The sequence below is a fragment of the Kutzneria sp. 744 genome (assembly GCF_000568255.1).
Classification (GTDB): Bacteria; Actinomycetota; Actinomycetes; order Mycobacteriales; family Pseudonocardiaceae; genus Kutzneria.
The window spans coordinates 4194654-4209964 of sequence record NZ_KK037166.1 but is presented as its reverse complement, the minus strand read 5'-3'; the positions used below and the strand labels follow the sequence as shown (position 1 = coordinate 4209964).

Genomic DNA, 15311 nt, shown 5'->3' with positions numbered 1-15311 from the left:
AGCCGACGCGGCGGTCGAAATCCAGCAAGGGCGAAGCACCGGCTACCCGGGGGCCGAGCCCGCGACGCCGAAGGCGGCGCCAAAGGCACTGCTCACGCCGCCCGGGGCCAGGACTGCTGGTAGACGAAGGTGTCCCGGGTGAGGCCGGCGTGCCACGCGGCGGACAGGGGGACGCCGCGCCACGGCCGGCCCTCGGGCCCGGCGATGGAGTCGAGTGCGGACAGCCGGATGAACTGGCCGTTGCCGCACAGGGGTTTGGTGTCGTTGCGACGGGCGGCGAGCCAGCCGAACCAGCCCCGGCCGGCGCCGCTGGTCCGCACGTCCACCTGCACGGATCCGACCCGCGGATCCTCGAAGTGGGCGGCGGTCATGCCGAGACAGTTCCACAGCGGGCGGCCGCCGGCGTCGAGCACGACGACCACGGCCCGTTCCGGCGCCGCGTGCCGGCCCTGCCACGCCTTCAGGGCCCGGTAGCCGGCGTTGAGGGCGTCCTCCTTCCCGGTCCGCGCCTGCGGGCTGTAGCGCTGCACGAGGTGGATGTGGCGGCCGTCGACCCGCCGCAGGTTCCGCACCACGGTGGCGGTGCGGTCCTCGGAGTCGTCGTCGACGACCCAGACATGCGCGGCACGGAAGCGCTGCCGCAGGTACGTCACGGTGCCGCCGATGGCGGCCTCCTCGTCACGGCACGGCACGAAGAAGTGCCACTCCAGCTTGGTCGGATCACCGAGTCTCAAGGCTTCTCCCGCCGTACGGTCAACCAGCAGAACAACACCACCGCGGCCACGCCGCCGAGCACGTCGGCCGAGGGGCCCAGCCACACCGTCAGCTGGTCGAGCACGGCCAGCGCGCCGGCGGTGAAACCCAGGGCCACCAACGCCTTCCGGGTGGTTCGGGGGCTCAGTGCGACCAGCACCGAGGTCAGCAGGAGCAGCGGCACGAGCACCTGGGCCGACGAGCCCAACTGTCCTATGTGGACGGATGGGGTCGCCAGCCGGGCCAGTGCGAGCTCGATGCCCTGGTAGAGCCGGTGGGCGAGCACCAGTGCGGCGGCCGCCGCGACCAGCAGCACCGCGACGGCACGGGCCGGAACCCGGCCGTGCGGGGTTGTCACCGCTGTCACGCGTATTCCTCTCACGTTCGTGTCCAGCGAGGTATCGGAGCCTGCGCCGTTCCGCTGAACGGCCGGATCGGGTGGCCAGGTGACGCTGGACCGGCTGAGATCGGCACCCTGAGTAACGGCAGATGGGCGAAACGGCTGAACGTTGTCCCTCGTGCGGGTCACCGGGCTTTGCCTATTTCGGGTGAAGGTTGATAGTCCAGTGCTGCGGGTGATCGTCTGCCCCGCCTTTTCCCGGAGGTCGAAACCATGTCCGGAGCACGCACGCGTCCGTCCACACGGGACATGTGAGGAGTCGAAGCTGTGAGCACCGAAGTGCTGCTGCTGGCCGGGACCCGGCCGGAGGCACTCAAGGTCGCGCCGGTGGCCAGGGCGTTGTCCGGTCACCCCTTGTTACGGCCGATGATCGTGCACAGCGGTCAGCACGTCGGCATGGTCGAACAGGCCCTGTCCGCGTTCGACCTGCGCCCGGACGCGTTCGTGCCGCTGCGCCGCGAGATCGGCAGCCAGGCCGAGCTGGTCGCGGGCGTGCTGCGTCGACTGGACGAGCTGATCGTGCGCCGCCGACCGGCGGCCGTGATGGTTCAGGGCGACACGTCCACGGCACTGGCCGGCGCGCTGGCGGCGTTCTGGCGGGGCGTGCCCGTGGCGCACCTGGGGGCGGGGCTGCGCACCGGCGACCTGGCCGCGCCCTTCCCGGAGGAGGGCAACCGGCAGATGGTCTCCCGAATCGCCGCACTGCATCTCGCGCCGACCGAGGCGGCCGCGCGGACGCTGCTCGCCGAGGCCGTGCCCGGTAAACGCATCACGATCACCGGCAACACGATCGTCGACGCGTTGGAGCACATCGCCGCGGCCGAACTGCCGCCACGCAGCAAGACCCTGCTCGACCTGGAGGCGCGCGTCCACGCCGGCGGTGGTCGGATCGTGCTGGTGACCGTCCACCGCCGTGAGTCGTGGGGCGAGCCGCTGGACCGGGTGCTCGCCGCCGTGAGGTCCATGGTGGACCGCCACCCCGACATTCACGTGTTGCTGCCGGCGCATCCCAATCCGGCGGTGCAGGCGCAGGTCTCCGGCGCGCTGCAGGGCCACGACCGGGTCTGGCTGAGCGAGCCCCTGGACTACCCCGACCTCATCCGTGCGCTCCGGCAGGCCGCGCTGGTGGTGACGGACTCGGGCGGCCTCCAGGAGGAGGCGCCGAGCTTCGGCGTGCCGGTGCTGGTGGTGCGGGACAACACCGACCGCACCGAGGCGGTGGACGCCGGCTACGCCTGGGTGGTGGGCACCGACGACACCCGCATCGTGGCCGAGGCCGACTGGCTGCTCGGCTCGCACCTGCGCCTGCCGGCCGGCCAGAACCCGTTCGGTGACGGGCAGGCTAGCCATCGGGTGGTGGCCGCGCTCGACCGGCTGTTGGGCACCGGCGGAGTAGGCGCGCACGCGTCCGAATTGGTCGCGCTCCGCTGACGTGTCACTCGACCGGGTGGCTCTCGCGCCGTCGGGTTACATGAGCGCTCGTGAGCGCAGATGATCGGACCGCAACGTTGCTCACTCCAGAAAGGACGATGATGCTCAGCAGGAGCGCGCGGCGCGTCGGAGCCGGAGCGGTCGCGGTGGTCGCGGCGATGGCGCTCACGGCGGTTCCGGCCGGGGCGACGCCGCTTGGCCAGACCTCGCTCGGCGAGGTCGACGTGACCAAGTCCGGGCACGCCGTCACCGTGCCGCCCATCGCGCCGTGTGACGTCACCGCGGACCAACAGAATGCCAGCAAGGGCGCGCATGCCAACGGCGTGGCCACCTTCGGCGCCGGCACCACCACGTGCACCAAGGACGCCGGGGCCAAGACCGCCAAGATGCAGGCCAGCGGCGACAGCTTCGACCTGACCGCGCTGGTTGCCTACGGCGGCCCGGAGATCAGGCTGTCGAGCTACACGGCCAGCTGCGCGGCCACGACCACCAGCACGACCGCGAACTACGAGTTCCACGGTCTGCAGGGGGTCACGCCGCCGAAGCCGATCCCCGTCAACTACACCACCACGGTCGGCCCGGCCGACCACCCGCAGGCCCGGCTCACCTTCAACGAGGTGATCCAGGCCGACCCCAACGACGGCAGCGTGACCATCAACATGCTGCGCATCGAGCTGTTCCCGGACGGCGACGGCCCGATGAGCGGCGAGGTCATCGTGGGCCACGCCGCCTGCTCGCCCGTGTCGTGACGGATCCCCGAGGGCTCTCAGCCGACCCTCGGGGATCCCACGAGCGTGACGCCCGCCGAGCGCAGGTCCGACAGCGCCCGGTCGGTGGTCTCCGCCGCCACACCGGCCGTCAGGTCGAGCAGCACCGTGGTGGCGAATCCGGCCTTGCTGGCGTCCAGCGCGGTCGCCCGCACGCAGTGATCGGTCGCGATGCCGACCACGTCCACCCGGTCGACATTGTTGTCCCGCAACCAGTCCGCCAGCGAGCGGCCGCCGGGTCCGGTGCCCTCGAAGCCGGAGTACGCGGCCGCGTGCGCGCCCTTGGAGAACACCGCCTGCACGCCGGCCACGTCCAGTTCCGGATGGAACGACGCGCCCGGCGTGCCGGCCACGCAGTGCACCGGCCAGGTCCGCACGAAGTCGGGCGTGGAGCTGAAGTGCGCGCCCGGATCCTGGTGGTAGTCCCGGGTGGCCACCACATGGTCGTACCCGCCCGACGCGATGTGCCGGGACACCTCGGCCGCCACGGCCGCGCCGCCCGCCACCGGCAGCGAGCCGCCCTCGCAGAAGTCGTTCTGCACGTCCACCACGATCAAAGCGGTCGTCATCGCAGCCTCACAGGAAGGTCGTCGGGATCGCCGGCTCGCCGTGCGAGAGCTTCAGGCCCTCCCACGGCACGCTGATCAGGGCCTGCCGCAGCCGTTCGCGGCTCTGCTCGATGGTCGGCAGGTCGGGCACGGGCTGTCCAGCCCGCAGCAGGGGGATCTGGAGCTCGCGGTCGTGCTCCCGCGGCTCGGGCCGGTGGCCCTCGGTGTACACGACCTCCTCGACGGCCGTGCCCGTCTCGCGGTAGCGGCGCAGCGCGCCCTTGCGGCCGCCGCGCGACTCCTTGTGCGAGCTGCGCTTGGCCACCGGCTTGCCGGCCACCTCCACCAGCTTGTAGACCATGCCCGCGGTCGGCGCGCCCGAGCCGGTCACCAGCGAGGTGCCGACGCCGTAGGCGTCCACCGGCTCCGCCCGCAGCGCCGCGATGGCGTACTCGTCGAGGTCGCCGGAAACCACGATCTTCGTGTTGCGGGCGCCGAGGGAGTCCAGCTGCTCGCGGGCCTGCCGGGCCAGCGGGCCGACGTCGCCGGAGTCGATGCGGATCGCGCCCAGCTCCGGGCCCGCCACCTCCACCGCGGTCTGGATGCCCTGGGTGATGTCGTACGTGTCGACCAGCAGCGTCGTGCTCGCGCCCAGCTGCTCCACCTGGGCCCGGAACGCCTCCGCCTCGGTGTCGTGCAGCAGCGTGAAGGCGTGGGCCGAGGTGCCGGCGGTCGGGATGCCGAAGCGGCGGCCCGCCTCCAGGTTCGAGGTCGCCGTGAAGCCGGCCAGGTAGGAGACGCGGGCCGAGGCCACCGCCGCCTCCTCGTGCGTGCGCCGGGAGCCCATCTCGATCATGCGACGGCCGTTGGCCGCGGTGACCATGCGGGCCGCGGCCGAGGCGATCGCGCTGTCGTGGTTGAGGATCGACAGCGCCAGCGTCTCCAGCACCACGCCGGTCGCGAACGGCGCGCGGACGGTCAGGATGGGCGAGCCCGGGAAGTACAGCTCGCCCTCCGGGTAGCCGTCCACGTCCCCGGTGAACTCGTAGTCCGCCAGCCACGACAGGGTCCGGTCGTCCACCACGTCGGCCGCCGCGAGCTGGTCGAGCTCCGCCCGGTCGAACCGGAACCGGGTGATCGCGTCCAGCAGCCGGGCGGTGCCGCCGACCACGCCGTAGCGGCGGCCGTCGGGCAGCCGGCGGGCGAACACCTCGAACACGCACGGGCGGTCGGCGGTGTCGTCCACCAGCGCGCTGGACAGCATCGTCAGCTCGTAGTGGTCGGTGAGCAGCGCGGTGCTCGAACTGGTCATAGCTGATCAGCCTAACGGGGAACGGCATGACACCATTGGCGGTATGACCACGCCCGTCGAGCAGGAGCGGCCGGAGGTTGAGCAGGTCGGCAGCGAGGACAACCCGTGGCTGACCGTCGTCTGGAACGACCCGGTCAACCTGATGTCCTACGTCACGTACGTGCTCCAGAAGATCTTCGGCTACAGCCGGGAGAAGGCCACCAAGCTGATGCTCGACGTGCATCACCAGGGCCGGGCGATCGTGTCCTCGGGGAGCAAGGAAAAGGTGGAGACGGACGTGGCGAAACTGCACGCCGCCGGCCTGTGGGCGACCATGCAGCAGGACTCGTGAGGGGTTGGCGGCGGCGCGGCGATCAACTCGTCGCCGAGGTGGACCGGCAGGAGGCGGCCATCCTGCGTGGGCTGGTGGGCCAGGTGCTGGACATGCTGGCAGCCCGCGAGCAGGACGCGCCCGAGGACGAGCTGGCCGAGCTGACCGGGATCAAGGTGGGGCCCTCGACGGCCCCCGACGACCCGATCCTGTCCCGGCTGCTGCCGGACTTCCACCGGTTGGACGATGACAAGCCGACCAAGGAGGACCTGGACTCGGCGGCAGCGTTGCGCAGTCTGCACGAGCCGGAGCTGCTGGCGGCCAAGACGGGCGTGGCGGAGATCGTGATGGACACCTGCCCGCCCGACGGCGGCCAGATCCTGCTGTCCGTGGAGCAGGCTGAGGCGTGGCTGTCGGCGATCAACGACGTGCGGCTGGCCCTGGGCACGGCGTTGGACGTCACCGAGGACATGCCGGACGAGCTGCCCGAGGACGATCCCCGGTCCTCGCATCTGGGCGTCTACCACTGGCTGACCTGGGTGCAGGAGAGCCTGGTCAACGCGGTGTCGTCGTGATCACCGACGTGCCGGGCGTGCTGGTCGGCCAGTATCAGCGGCTGGGCGACGGCTGGGCCACCGGCACGACCGTGGTGCTGACCCCGGGCGGCGCGGTGGCCGGTGTGGACCAGCGCGGCGGCGCTCCCGGCACGCGGGAGACCGATGTGCTGGAGCCTTCCCGCCTGGTGCAGGAGATCCACGGCGTGTGTCTGACCGGCGGTAGCGCCTACGGCCTCGCCGCCGCCGATGGCGTGATGCGGTGGCTGGCCGAGCGCAACCACGGCGTCAGGGTGGGGGAGTTGCCGCACGAGGTGGTGCCGGTCGTGCCGTCGGCCGTGCTGTTCGACCTCAAGCTGAGCGACTGGGGCAACCGCCCGGACGCCTCCTTCGGGTACGCGGCGTGCGAGGCGGCGTCCGACGGGCCGGTGGAGCAGGGCTGTGTCGGTGCCGGAACCGGTGCCCGGTGCGGGTCCTTGAAGGGCGGGATCGGCACCGCCAGCATGGTCGTCGACGGGCTCACCGTCGGCGCCATCGCCGCCGTGAACGCCATGGGGGAAGCCGTGAATCCCGCCGGCATGCCCTGGGCTGTCGATCACGAGGTGGACGGCGAGTTCGGCCTTTCCGTCCCCGGTTCGCCGGCCGTGGAATTCCGACCCAAGCGTTCCGCGTTGAACACCACGATCGGTGTCGTCGCCGTCGACGCCGTGCTGACCAAGGCCGAGTGCCAGCGGATCGCCGCCGTCGCCCATGACGGCCTCGCCCGCGCCATCCGGCCGGCGCACGCGATGTACGACGGCGACACCATCTTCGCGCTGGCCACCGGCCGGCAGGACCTGTCGGGGGTGCGGGGCATGGCGCTGGACCGGGTGTGCGAGGCCGGCGCGCAGGTGTTCGCCCGGGCCATCGTGCACGGGATTCTCGCGGCCACCACCGTCGGCTCCGTTCCGGCGTACCGTGACGCCTGGCCGGAGGCGTTGGGGGGAAGATGAGCGTGTACCGCGTTGTCGTGCTCAACGACAACCTGAACACGATGACGCTGGTCACGGACGTGATCAACCGGGCCTGCGGCGTCCCGCTGCCCGAGGCCGTGACGATGACCAGGCAGATCCACGCCGAGGGGCGGGCCACCGTGAGCCTGACCCCGACCCGCGAGGCCGCCGAGCAGATGGCCGCCCAGGTGCTGGGCTTCGGGCTGCGGGTGAAGGTCGAGGCCAACCGGTGACCGAGCCCTCCGAGTTCGACGTGGTCGTCGGCGAGAACCAGGTGCTGATCAAGCTCGGCGAGGACGTCGTTCCCGTGCTGCGCAGTGGCATCGGCGCGCTTGCCGCATACATCGACCACGCCCAGCCCAAGCGCGGCCTGCTCGAACGGCGGCGGTTCGAGCGCACCCAGCGGGCCCTGCTGGCCCGGCTGTTCCCGTCGGTCTCCGACTACGCGCCGCTGGCCGAGGAGTTCGACGTCCGCTGGGGCGAGCACCTGCGCACCGGGCTCTTCGCCGCCTGCCACCGGGTGCTGGCCTCGATCACCGACGACGGCACGGCCACCTACCCGCTGGACGCCGTCGACGACTGGATCCGTGTGCTCGGCCAGACCCGCATGCTGTGGATGCACCGCTCCAGCGCCGGCGACGTCGAGTCCGAGGACCTCCGGCTGCGCACCGCCGGCGTGTACACGTGGATGCAGCAGCAGGTGATCGTGGCCGTGCGGCCGGAGCTGGCGGAGGTGGCGTGGACATGACGGCGTTCCGGGTTGTCGCGTACAACGACCTGCACAGCGAGGACGCGGTCGTCGCCGACGTGCTGAACCGGGTGTGCGGGCTGCCGCTCGCCGACGCGGTGGCGCTGACCAGGCAGATCAACCTGGCGGGGCAGGCGACGGTGGGGCTGGCGGAGACGCGGGCCGATGCCGAGGTGATCGCGGCGCGAATGATCGGCTTCGGGCTGCGGCCGGTGATCGAGAGGAACACGCCATGAGCTGGTCGCACGGCTTCGACGTGGTCGTCGGCGAGAGCCAGGTGCTGCTCAACCTGACCGAGCACACGGTGTCGGCGCTGCGTGAGGGCATCGGCACGCTGGCCCGGTACCTGGACGACGGGCCGCAGCAGAGCGGTGGCTTCAAGGACCGCCTCATGTTCAAGCGGGAGCGGCTGGAGCTGCTGGACCGGCTGCTGCCGCGGGTGTCCGACTACTCGCCGATGGCGCAGGAGTTCATCGACCGCCGGGGCAACGACCTGCTGGTGGAGCTGCTGGAGGCGGCGCGGCGCGTGCTGGCGTCGATCCCGGACAGCGGCCCCGTGCGCTACCAGCTGGCCGGCGTGGACGACTGGATCCGGGTGCTGGGCCAGGCCCGGCTGGTGTGGGTGCCGCGCGGCACCCCCGGTGACAGCCGGTCGGGCGACCCGCGGCTGCGCAACGCCGGGCTGTTCACCGAGCTGCAGGGGCAGCTGGTCACGGCGCTGCGGCCGGAGCTGGCCGCCCAGCTGACCGGCTGATTCCCACACCGCGGGACAACCCCGGCCACCTACTAGGATGGTGGCGTGCTGGTGATCCGCCGTGACCTGGTCGAGGCCATCGTCGAACACGCCCGTCGGGACCATCCCGACGAGGCGTGCGGGGTGATCGCGGGCCCGTCCGCCGACCGGCCGGAGCGCTTTGTGCCGATGCTCAACGCCGCGCGCTCGCCCACGTTCTACGAGTTCGAGTCGGGCGACCTGCTGCGGCTGTACCGGGAGATGGACGCCAACGACGAGGTGCCGGCGGTGGTCTACCACTCGCACACCGCGACCGAGGCATACCCCTCGCGGACCGACGTGTCCTACGCAGGCGAGCCGGAGGCGCACTACGTGCTGGTGTCGACCCGGGAGCCGGACACGCACGAGTTCCGCTCCTACCGGATCGTCGACGGCGAGATCACCGAGGAGCCGGTGACGGTCGTCGAGTCCTACGAGTCCTCGCCCGGGGAATAACCGGCCCCCAGCGGGCGTCGCACGAAGAAGTCCAGGCCGATAGCGGAGGTAACACAGCACATGGCCATCACCGTCTCGATCCCGACGATCCTGCGCACGCACACCGGCGGTGAGAAGTCCGTCGAGGCCGCCGGGGCCACCATCGCCGAGGTGATCGACAACCTGGAGTCCAACCACGGCGGCCTGAAGTCCCGCCTGGTCAAGGACGGCGTGTTGCACCGCTTCGTCAACATCTACGTCAACGACGAGGACGTACGCTTCGCCGGCGGCCTTGAGGCCAAGGTCGCCGACGGCGACAACGTGACCATCCTGCCGGCCGTGGCCGGCGGCAGTCGCTGACCACGTCGTGGCGCGGTACGACTCGCTGCTCGACGCGCTCGGGGACACGCCGCTGATCGGGCTGCCCCGGCTGTCGCCGTCGGAGACGGTGCGGCTGTGGGCCAAGCTCGAGGACCGCAACCCGACCGGCTCGATCAAGGACCGGCCCGCGCTGGCCATGATCGAGGCGGCCGAGCGGGACGGCACCCTGACGCCGGGCTGCACCATTCTCGAGCCCACCTCCGGCAACACCGGCATCTCGCTGGCCATGGCGGCCAAGCTCAAGGGCTACGGCCTGGTCTGCGTGATGCCCGAGAACACCTCCATCGAGCGCAAGCAGCTGCTGCAGGCCTACGGTGCCCGGATCGTGTTCTCGCCCGCCGCCGGCGGCTCCAACCAGGCCGTGGCCATGGCCAAGGAGCTGGCCAAGCAGAACGCCGACTGGGTCATGCTCTACCAGTACGGCAACCCCGCCAACGCGCGGGCGCACTACGAGGGCACCGGTCCGGAGATCCTGCGTGACCTGCCGTCGGTCACGCACTTCGTCGCCGGCCTCGGCACCACCGGCACCCTGGTCGGGGCCGGGCGGTTCCTGCGAGAGCACAAGCCCGACATCCAGATCATCGCCGCCGAGCCCCGGTACGGCGAGCTGGTCTACGGCCTGCGCAACCTCGACGAGGGCTTCGTGCCCGAGCTGTACGACCCCGAGGTGCTCACCGGCCGCTACTCCGTCGGCTCCTACGACGCGCTGCGCCGCACCCGGCAGCTGCTGGAGACCGAGGGCATCTTCGCCGGCATCTCCACCGGCGCCATCCTGCACGCCGCCCTCGGCGCCGCCGAGAAGGCCGCCGCCGCCGGCAAGACCGCCGACGTCGTCTTCGTCGTCGCCGACGCCGGTTGGAAGTACCTGTCCACCGGCGCTTACTCCGGCACCCTCGACGAGGCCGCCCAGCGCATGAACGGCCACCTCTGGGCCTGAGGCTTTTCTCCACGTGAGTGGCTCATTTGTCCTTGTGGGCCACCTGAGCCACTCACGTGGGGCCGGCACTGCGAAATGAGCCACTCGCGTGGAGCGGCCGGTCAGGCCAGCGCGAGGATGTTGTCGGTGTCGTGGGCCAGGAAGTCGCCGAAGGGCACCAACTCCGACCGATCCCAATAACGCAGCGCGATGTCCGGCCGCAGCACGTAGAGTTCCGGCACGATCGTCACCCGCGAGGGTCCGCCGACGACGATGTCGTCCTGGTCGTCGATGCCTGTTGTGCCCCACCGGTCGACGACCAGCCCGACCGCCGACGTCCCGGTGGCCTGGAACTCGGCCAGCAGTGGGCGGATCACCGTGTTCTCGCCCTTGCGGTAGACCGGTCCGCCGAAGCCGTCGAGGCCGTAGTCCTCGACGACGACTTCGTCGTTGACCCGCCGCACCGAGGTGGCGACGTCGGCATCCTCGTCGTCCGCCATCCAGTACTGGAACGTGAAGTGCTCGTCTCCCACCGCGGCCATCGCGGCAAGCAGGCTGTCGCGGTCCATCTCGACCTGCTCGCCGATGGTCTCCCACTGGCCGCTGATCGCGGTGATCCGCTTCGTGCGGGCGTGGGGCAGCACCATGCCGGCCGCCGCCAGCGAATCCACCCGACGCGCCACCTGTTCCGGCGTCCAGTCCCGCCGGTACAGGCGCACGTAGCCGTTACTCATCGTCCTGCGTAGTCACGGGACGAGACTATGAGACCGTCGCGGACGCGCAGAACGAATATCGCCGGCATGGTGATGTCCTTGCCGCCCAAGGAACCCCGGTAGGTGAACTCGCCGATGACGACCTCCGGATCGGTGGTCTCGTGGACGACGACGTCTTCGGCCCGGAAGTCGACGCCCATCTCGGCGGCGTGGGCGAAGTGCTCACGGATGGCGTCGCGGCCGGCAAGGCGGGCGGTCGCCGGGTCGGTGCTGAACGGATGCACGACAACGGCGTCCTCGGCGTACAACGACGGCAGCTCGTCCCACTTGCGGCCGACGACGCCGTCGACCAGCTGCCGGAACACCTCTGCGGGTGTGGTCATCTGCGGTACCCCCTAAACGGAACGGTCACTCCGTATTCAACGCTAGCGTGAACGGACGCCAGGTGCCAGGGGGTTTCGCCTCGGCGAGGGCGAAGGAGCGGAAGGCGTCGGCGGCGGCCGGCATGAAGCGGTCGCACCAGGCGAGCCCGATCATGCGAAAACACGGCGGATCGGAGACGGGCAGCTCGACGACATCGGGCAGCGGCGCGGGCCCCGGCCCCATCAACCCGACCCCGCACCCGGCGCCGATCAATCCCCGCAGGGTCGCGCCGTCCTCGCCCTCGCACGAGATCTGCGGCGCGAAACCGGCCTCCCGGCACAGCCGCTCGGTCGTCGGCCGCATCCCGAAGCCCCGGGAGAAGATCACGAACGGCTCGTCGCGCACCTCGGCCAACTCCACCGACGACCGCCCGGCCAACCGGTGATAAGCCGGCACGACGAGCACCAAGGGCTCGCGCAGCAACGGCTGCCAGATGATGCCCGGCGACCCCGGCGTCGAGATCAGCAGCAGGTCGACGACGCCGTCCAGCAGGTACTGCTCGATCCGCTCGGTCCCGCCCTGCCGCAGCCGGAACTGCACGTTGGGCCGCCGGGGCCGGTATCCGCTGAGCAGCGTCGGCACGACCAGCGGGCCCATGGTGTTCAGGAACGCCAGGTTCACGGTCCCGCGGTCGGGATCAGCCAGCTCGCCGATGGACCGCCGGGCGCCGTCGACCGCAGTGACGGCCCGGCGGGCCCCCTCCAGCAGCGCCTGCCCGTTGGCGTTGAGCCGCAGCACCCGCCCGACCCGGTCGAACAACGGGGCCCCGACCTCCCGTTCCAGCCGGCCCAGGCCCCGAGACAGCGCCGGCTGAGACAGGTGCAGCGTCTCGGCCGCCTCGGTCACCGTCCGGCTCTCCGCGACCCTGATGAACCATCGCAGCTCGTCCATGTCCACGAATCGATGTCTAGCACGCATCGTTTCGATGGGGAATGTTCATTGGACGCATCAATGCCGCCGGGGCGACCCTCAAGGAGTGACACCACTCGCGCTCGGTCTCGTCGCCGCGACCGGCCTGATCGTCGGCATGCTCAACGCCGTGGCCGGCGCGGGAGCCCTGCTCACCTTCCCGCTGATGGTCGCGCTCGGCCTGAGCCCGCTGGCGGCCAACGTGACCAACTGCGTCGGCGTCGTGCCGGGCTCGATGGCCGCGATCGTCGGCTTCCGCAGGGAACTGCGCGGCCAGGGACCCACCCTGCGCAAGCTGGTGCCGCCGGCGGCGATCGGGTCCGTCGTCGGCGCGGCGTTGCTGTTCACGTTGCCCAGCAAGGTTTTCGACTACGCGGCACCCGGCCTGCTGGCGCTGGGCGCGGTGCTGGTGCTCACGCAACCGTTGCTGGCCAAGCGATTGCGCGCCCGTGCGCCGCACCGCAACAACAAAGGCCTGATCGCCGGCATGTTCGCCAACGGCGCGTACGGCGGTTACTTCGGGGCCGGTGTCGGCATCATCTTCGCCGCGCTGCTGGGGCTCATGGTCACCGACGACGCGCACAGGATGAACGCCATCAAGAACGTGCTCCAGACCGCGGCCAACGGCGTGGCCGGCGTGATCTTCGCCTTCACCGCCCCCGTGAACTGGCCGGCGGCGATCGTGCTGGCCGCGACCACGGCGATCGGCGGCCCGCTCGGGGCCCGGATTTCCCGCTACCTCCCGGCCACCGCCCTGCGCTCGGTGATCGGCGTCCTCGGCCTGGTCACCGCGTCCACGCTGCTGCTGCGGACCTTCTGACCGGCGCTACCATCGGCTCATGGGGGATAAGCGGATCAAGGTCTCGGTGTTGGATGTTGCCCCGGTCACCTGTAGGACGGTGCGCCGTATCCTATTGTCGCGTCTATGCAACAATCAGCGAACTCACTCGTTTGCAGGCATTCGTAAGGAAAGCCCGTACGACGTGGGTCGAACGACTCCCGGAGGCAATTACGTATATGCACTTGGTGGTATTTGCCATCAAATGAATGACCTATTTACGTACCCCCTTGCCGTGGCTCCCCCTAGCAAACCTTTCGGGCACGTCTCACTTCAGCTCATTCCCCAAGAGATAAGCACCATGAACAATGTCCTAAGAGGACTAGTCATCGATCTTCGAGATACAACATAGAGAGGTTCTCAATTAGGCACGTTTTAACGGCCTAGATCAGGATAAGCAGCCTTGGCCGTCGAGTAATCTTGCTAGTTAGTCGACATCATGGGTCTTCTGCTCTTACAAGTGACATATGCAGCGATAATTCCTACGATACCCCACAAGGTTCGCGTTAGCTAAATCCGCGAAAAAGCAGACGGTTCGGCGTGCTGTCCGCGTTCCATCCGGGACGGATCGACCTTGAGAGTCGGCCGCGCCCCCGGGCGATGACGCGCGCGTCGCCACCGCGTTGCGGCGCGCGGGCGACCCGGGCGAGGACGAGTTCGCCGCGCAACTGGCCGAGCTGGCCGGGTATTTCGGGAGCGGCGGCCCCCTCTCGGCCGGCGCCGCCGCCGAGCACCGGCCGCCGATCTGGCTACTGGGTTCGAGTCCGTCCAGCGCGAAGACGGCCGCCCGCCTCGGGCTCCGGTACGCGTACGCCCACCAGATCAAGCCGGCGACCACCGAGGAGTCGCTGCGCGCCTACCGTGACGGGTTCCAGCCCTCCGCCGACCTCGCTGAGCCGTACGCGATGGTGGGCGCGGCGGTCACCGTGGCCGAAACGGACGCGGAGGCCGACCGGATCATGCGTCCCTACCTGCTGTCGCGGCTGTCGATGCGCGCCGGGACCGGGTTCGACGCCTTCCCCGGCCAGCGGGAAGCCGACGCCTACTCCTTCTCGTCGGAGGAGCGCGACCACGTGCAGGGTTTCGCCGACGCACAGCTGGTCGGCGGCCCCGACACGGTCCGGCAGAAGGCGACCGCGCTGCTCGCCGCGACGGGCGCCGACGAGCTGATGGCGCTCACCCTCGTGCCGGACCCCGAGGACCGGGTCAACTCCTACCGTCTGCTCGCCGAGATCGTGCCCTAGCCGGCGAACACGGTGGACGGCAGCCCGACGCCGAAACCGGGCAACACCAACAGGGATCCGGCCAGCTCCTCCGGCTCCTGGAGCCCTTCGCGAGCAGTCGTCACGTACAGGTCGGTGAAGTCGTGGCCGCCGAAGGCGCACGCGGTCGGCTGCGAAACCGGCATCGGCACCTCACGGTCCAGCTTGCCCTCCGGTGTGTAGCGCCGAATCGCGTTCCCGCCCCACAGCGCCACCCACAGGCAGCCGTCGGCGTCCACACACATGCCGTCGGGGGAGCCCGGCGTGCCCTCGACAGTACACAGTGGACGGCGATCGGCGGCGGAACCCGTTGCCAGGTCGTAGTCGAAGACGTCGACCCGACCGGTCGGGGTGTCGATGTAGTACATCAGCGTGCTGTCCGGGCTCCACGCGATCCCGTTGCTGATGGTCACGTCGTCCAACAGCACCTTGGCCGCGCCGTCCGGTTCCACCCGCGCCAGCCACCCGCCGCCCTCGGCCGCGTCGTAGCGCATGGTGCCGGCCCACAGCCGCCCCGCGGCGTCCACCGCCGCGTCGTTGCCGCGCACGCCTTCGCGTTCCCAGTACACCAGCCATCGCTGCCCACCGTCGGCGTCCAACAACGCCACGCCGTCCTTCAGGTTCGCGACGAGCCCACCCGCCGCCCGCGGCTTGGCCGCCCCCACATGCTGCGGCGTCGGCAGCACGTCGTCCGTGCCCCGCCCCGGGTCGTACCGATGCACCGCGCTACCCAGAATGTCCACCCACAGCAGCGTCGACGTCGACGTGTCCCACGTGGGGCCCTCGCCGAGCGTCGCGTCGCCGCGCACCGCCACCTCGAACACTAACTCCACCTTAAGGGTTGTTC

General features: G+C 70.5%; 21 protein-coding genes and 1 pseudogene. 14 read left to right on the top strand and 8 right to left on the bottom strand.

Annotation, left to right across the window (positions count from 1 at the left end; all coding sequences use genetic code 11):
- Nucleotides 1–92 precede the first annotated feature (92 nt).
- On the bottom strand, nucleotides 93–734 hold the full coding sequence (locus tag KUTG_RS18940; protein ID WP_052394925.1) for a glycosyltransferase: 642 nt from the start codon (nucleotides 732–734) through the stop codon (nucleotides 93–95).
- Nucleotides 731–1120, bottom strand: a complete 390-nt coding sequence (locus KUTG_RS18935; protein ID WP_157494629.1) for a hypothetical protein — start codon at nucleotides 1118–1120, stop codon at nucleotides 731–733. The genes KUTG_RS18940 and KUTG_RS18935 overlap by 4 nt, the downstream gene beginning before the upstream one ends.
- Nucleotides 1121–1420: 300 nt before the next feature.
- On the opposite strand from KUTG_RS18935, the gene wecB reads away from it, so the two are divergent.
- Both wecB and KUTG_RS18925 read left to right on the top strand, forming a co-directional pair.
- Complete coding sequence (gene wecB, locus KUTG_RS18930; protein WP_043718548.1) at nucleotides 1421–2584, top strand: non-hydrolyzing UDP-N-acetylglucosamine 2-epimerase; 1164 nt, start codon at nucleotides 1421–1423, stop codon at nucleotides 2582–2584.
- Nucleotides 2585–2685: 101 nt separating this feature from the next.
- On the top strand, nucleotides 2686–3333 hold the full coding sequence (locus tag KUTG_RS18925; protein WP_043729845.1) for a choice-of-anchor P family protein: 648 nt from the start codon (nucleotides 2686–2688) through the stop codon (nucleotides 3331–3333).
- 17 nt (nucleotides 3334–3350) lie between these two features.
- Here the strand turns inward: KUTG_RS18925 and KUTG_RS18920 are convergent, their stop codons facing one another.
- Nucleotides 3351–3920, bottom strand: a complete 570-nt coding sequence (locus KUTG_RS18920) for a nicotinamidase (protein WP_043718546.1) — start codon at nucleotides 3918–3920, stop codon at nucleotides 3351–3353.
- A 7-nt stretch (nucleotides 3921–3927) separates the two neighbouring features.
- Complete coding sequence (locus tag KUTG_RS18915; RefSeq protein WP_043718545.1) at nucleotides 3928–5211, bottom strand: nicotinate phosphoribosyltransferase; 1284 nt, start codon at nucleotides 5209–5211, stop codon at nucleotides 3928–3930.
- Nucleotides 5212–5254: 43 nt separating this feature from the next.
- Between KUTG_RS18915 and clpS the strand changes: the two genes are divergently transcribed.
- The 10 genes from clpS to KUTG_RS18865 are packed head-to-tail and all read left to right on the top strand — an operon-like array spanning nucleotide 5255 to nucleotide 10340.
- The gene (gene clpS / locus KUTG_RS18910) at nucleotides 5255–5542 is read left to right on the top strand and encodes an ATP-dependent Clp protease adapter ClpS (protein WP_043718543.1); all 288 of its coding nucleotides are present in this window, start codon (nucleotides 5255–5257) and stop codon (nucleotides 5540–5542) included.
- Nucleotides 5539–6096: a DUF2017 domain-containing protein gene (locus KUTG_RS18905; RefSeq protein ID WP_043718541.1), complete on the top strand. Its 558-nt coding sequence runs from the start codon at nucleotides 5539–5541 to the stop codon at nucleotides 6094–6096. Before clpS ends, KUTG_RS18905 begins: the two co-directional genes overlap by 4 nt.
- The gene (locus KUTG_RS18900; RefSeq protein WP_043718540.1) at nucleotides 6093–7067 is read left to right on the top strand and encodes a P1 family peptidase; all 975 of its coding nucleotides are present in this window, start codon (nucleotides 6093–6095) and stop codon (nucleotides 7065–7067) included. Before KUTG_RS18905 ends, KUTG_RS18900 begins: the two co-directional genes overlap by 4 nt.
- Complete coding sequence (locus tag KUTG_RS18895; RefSeq protein WP_084579472.1) at nucleotides 7064–7300, top strand: ATP-dependent Clp protease adaptor ClpS; 237 nt, start codon at nucleotides 7064–7066, stop codon at nucleotides 7298–7300. The genes KUTG_RS18900 and KUTG_RS18895 overlap by 4 nt, the downstream gene beginning before the upstream one ends.
- The gene (locus KUTG_RS18890; protein ID WP_043718537.1) at nucleotides 7297–7815 is read left to right on the top strand and encodes a DUF2017 family protein; all 519 of its coding nucleotides are present in this window, start codon (nucleotides 7297–7299) and stop codon (nucleotides 7813–7815) included. The genes KUTG_RS18895 and KUTG_RS18890 overlap by 4 nt, the downstream gene beginning before the upstream one ends.
- Nucleotides 7812–8051, top strand: coding sequence for an ATP-dependent Clp protease adaptor ClpS (locus KUTG_RS18885; RefSeq protein WP_157494628.1), 240 nt, complete (start codon nucleotides 7812–7814; stop codon nucleotides 8049–8051). Before KUTG_RS18890 ends, KUTG_RS18885 begins: the two co-directional genes overlap by 4 nt.
- On the top strand, nucleotides 8048–8569 hold the full coding sequence (locus KUTG_RS18880) for a DUF2017 family protein (protein ID WP_043718533.1): 522 nt from the start codon (nucleotides 8048–8050) through the stop codon (nucleotides 8567–8569). The genes KUTG_RS18885 and KUTG_RS18880 overlap by 4 nt, the downstream gene beginning before the upstream one ends.
- A 45-nt stretch (nucleotides 8570–8614) precedes the next feature.
- Entirely contained in the window at nucleotides 8615–9043 is a 429-nt protein-coding gene (locus KUTG_RS18875; RefSeq protein ID WP_043718531.1) for a M67 family metallopeptidase, read from the top strand.
- 60 nt (nucleotides 9044–9103) lie between these two features.
- Entirely contained in the window at nucleotides 9104–9382 is a 279-nt protein-coding gene (locus KUTG_RS18870) for a MoaD/ThiS family protein (RefSeq protein ID WP_043718528.1), read from the top strand.
- Nucleotides 9383–9389: 7 nt separating this feature from the next.
- Nucleotides 9390–10340, top strand: a complete 951-nt coding sequence (locus KUTG_RS18865; RefSeq protein ID WP_043718526.1) for a PLP-dependent cysteine synthase family protein — start codon at nucleotides 9390–9392, stop codon at nucleotides 10338–10340.
- 101 nt (nucleotides 10341–10441) lie between these two features.
- Here the strand turns inward: KUTG_RS18865 and KUTG_RS18860 are convergent, their stop codons facing one another.
- Genes KUTG_RS18860 through KUTG_RS18850 form a run of 3 tightly spaced genes read right to left on the bottom strand, consistent with a single transcriptional unit; the run spans nucleotide 10442 to nucleotide 12346 of the window.
- A complete protein-coding gene (locus KUTG_RS18860) occupies nucleotides 10442–11053 on the bottom strand; it encodes a hypothetical protein (RefSeq protein WP_043718525.1) in 612 nt (203 codons plus the stop codon).
- On the bottom strand, nucleotides 11050–11415 hold the full coding sequence (locus tag KUTG_RS18855) for a nuclear transport factor 2 family protein (RefSeq protein ID WP_043729842.1): 366 nt from the start codon (nucleotides 11413–11415) through the stop codon (nucleotides 11050–11052). The genes KUTG_RS18860 and KUTG_RS18855 overlap by 4 nt, the downstream gene beginning before the upstream one ends.
- Before the next feature lie 25 nt (nucleotides 11416–11440).
- Nucleotides 11441–12346, bottom strand: a complete 906-nt coding sequence (locus KUTG_RS18850) for a LysR family transcriptional regulator (RefSeq protein ID WP_052394920.1) — start codon at nucleotides 12344–12346, stop codon at nucleotides 11441–11443.
- A gap of 85 nt (nucleotides 12347–12431) precedes the next feature.
- On the opposite strand from KUTG_RS18850, the gene KUTG_RS18845 reads away from it, so the two are divergent.
- Nucleotides 12432–13184 carry a sulfite exporter TauE/SafE family protein gene (locus KUTG_RS18845; RefSeq protein WP_043718524.1) on the top strand — a complete coding sequence of 251 codons (753 nt, stop codon included), beginning with the start codon at nucleotides 12432–12434 and terminating at the stop codon, nucleotides 13182–13184.
- A 623-nt stretch (nucleotides 13185–13807) separates the two neighbouring features.
- Nucleotides 13808–14446, top strand: a pseudogene (locus tag KUTG_RS18840) (MsnO8 family LLM class oxidoreductase); the annotation flags it as partial.
- Here the strand turns inward: KUTG_RS18840 and KUTG_RS18835 are convergent.
- Entirely contained in the window at nucleotides 14443–15297 is an 855-nt protein-coding gene (locus KUTG_RS18835) for an SMP-30/gluconolactonase/LRE family protein (RefSeq protein WP_043718523.1), read from the bottom strand. The pseudogene KUTG_RS18840 and the gene KUTG_RS18835 sit on opposite strands and share 4 nt — an antisense overlap.
- Nucleotides 15298–15311: the final 14 nt, after the last annotated feature.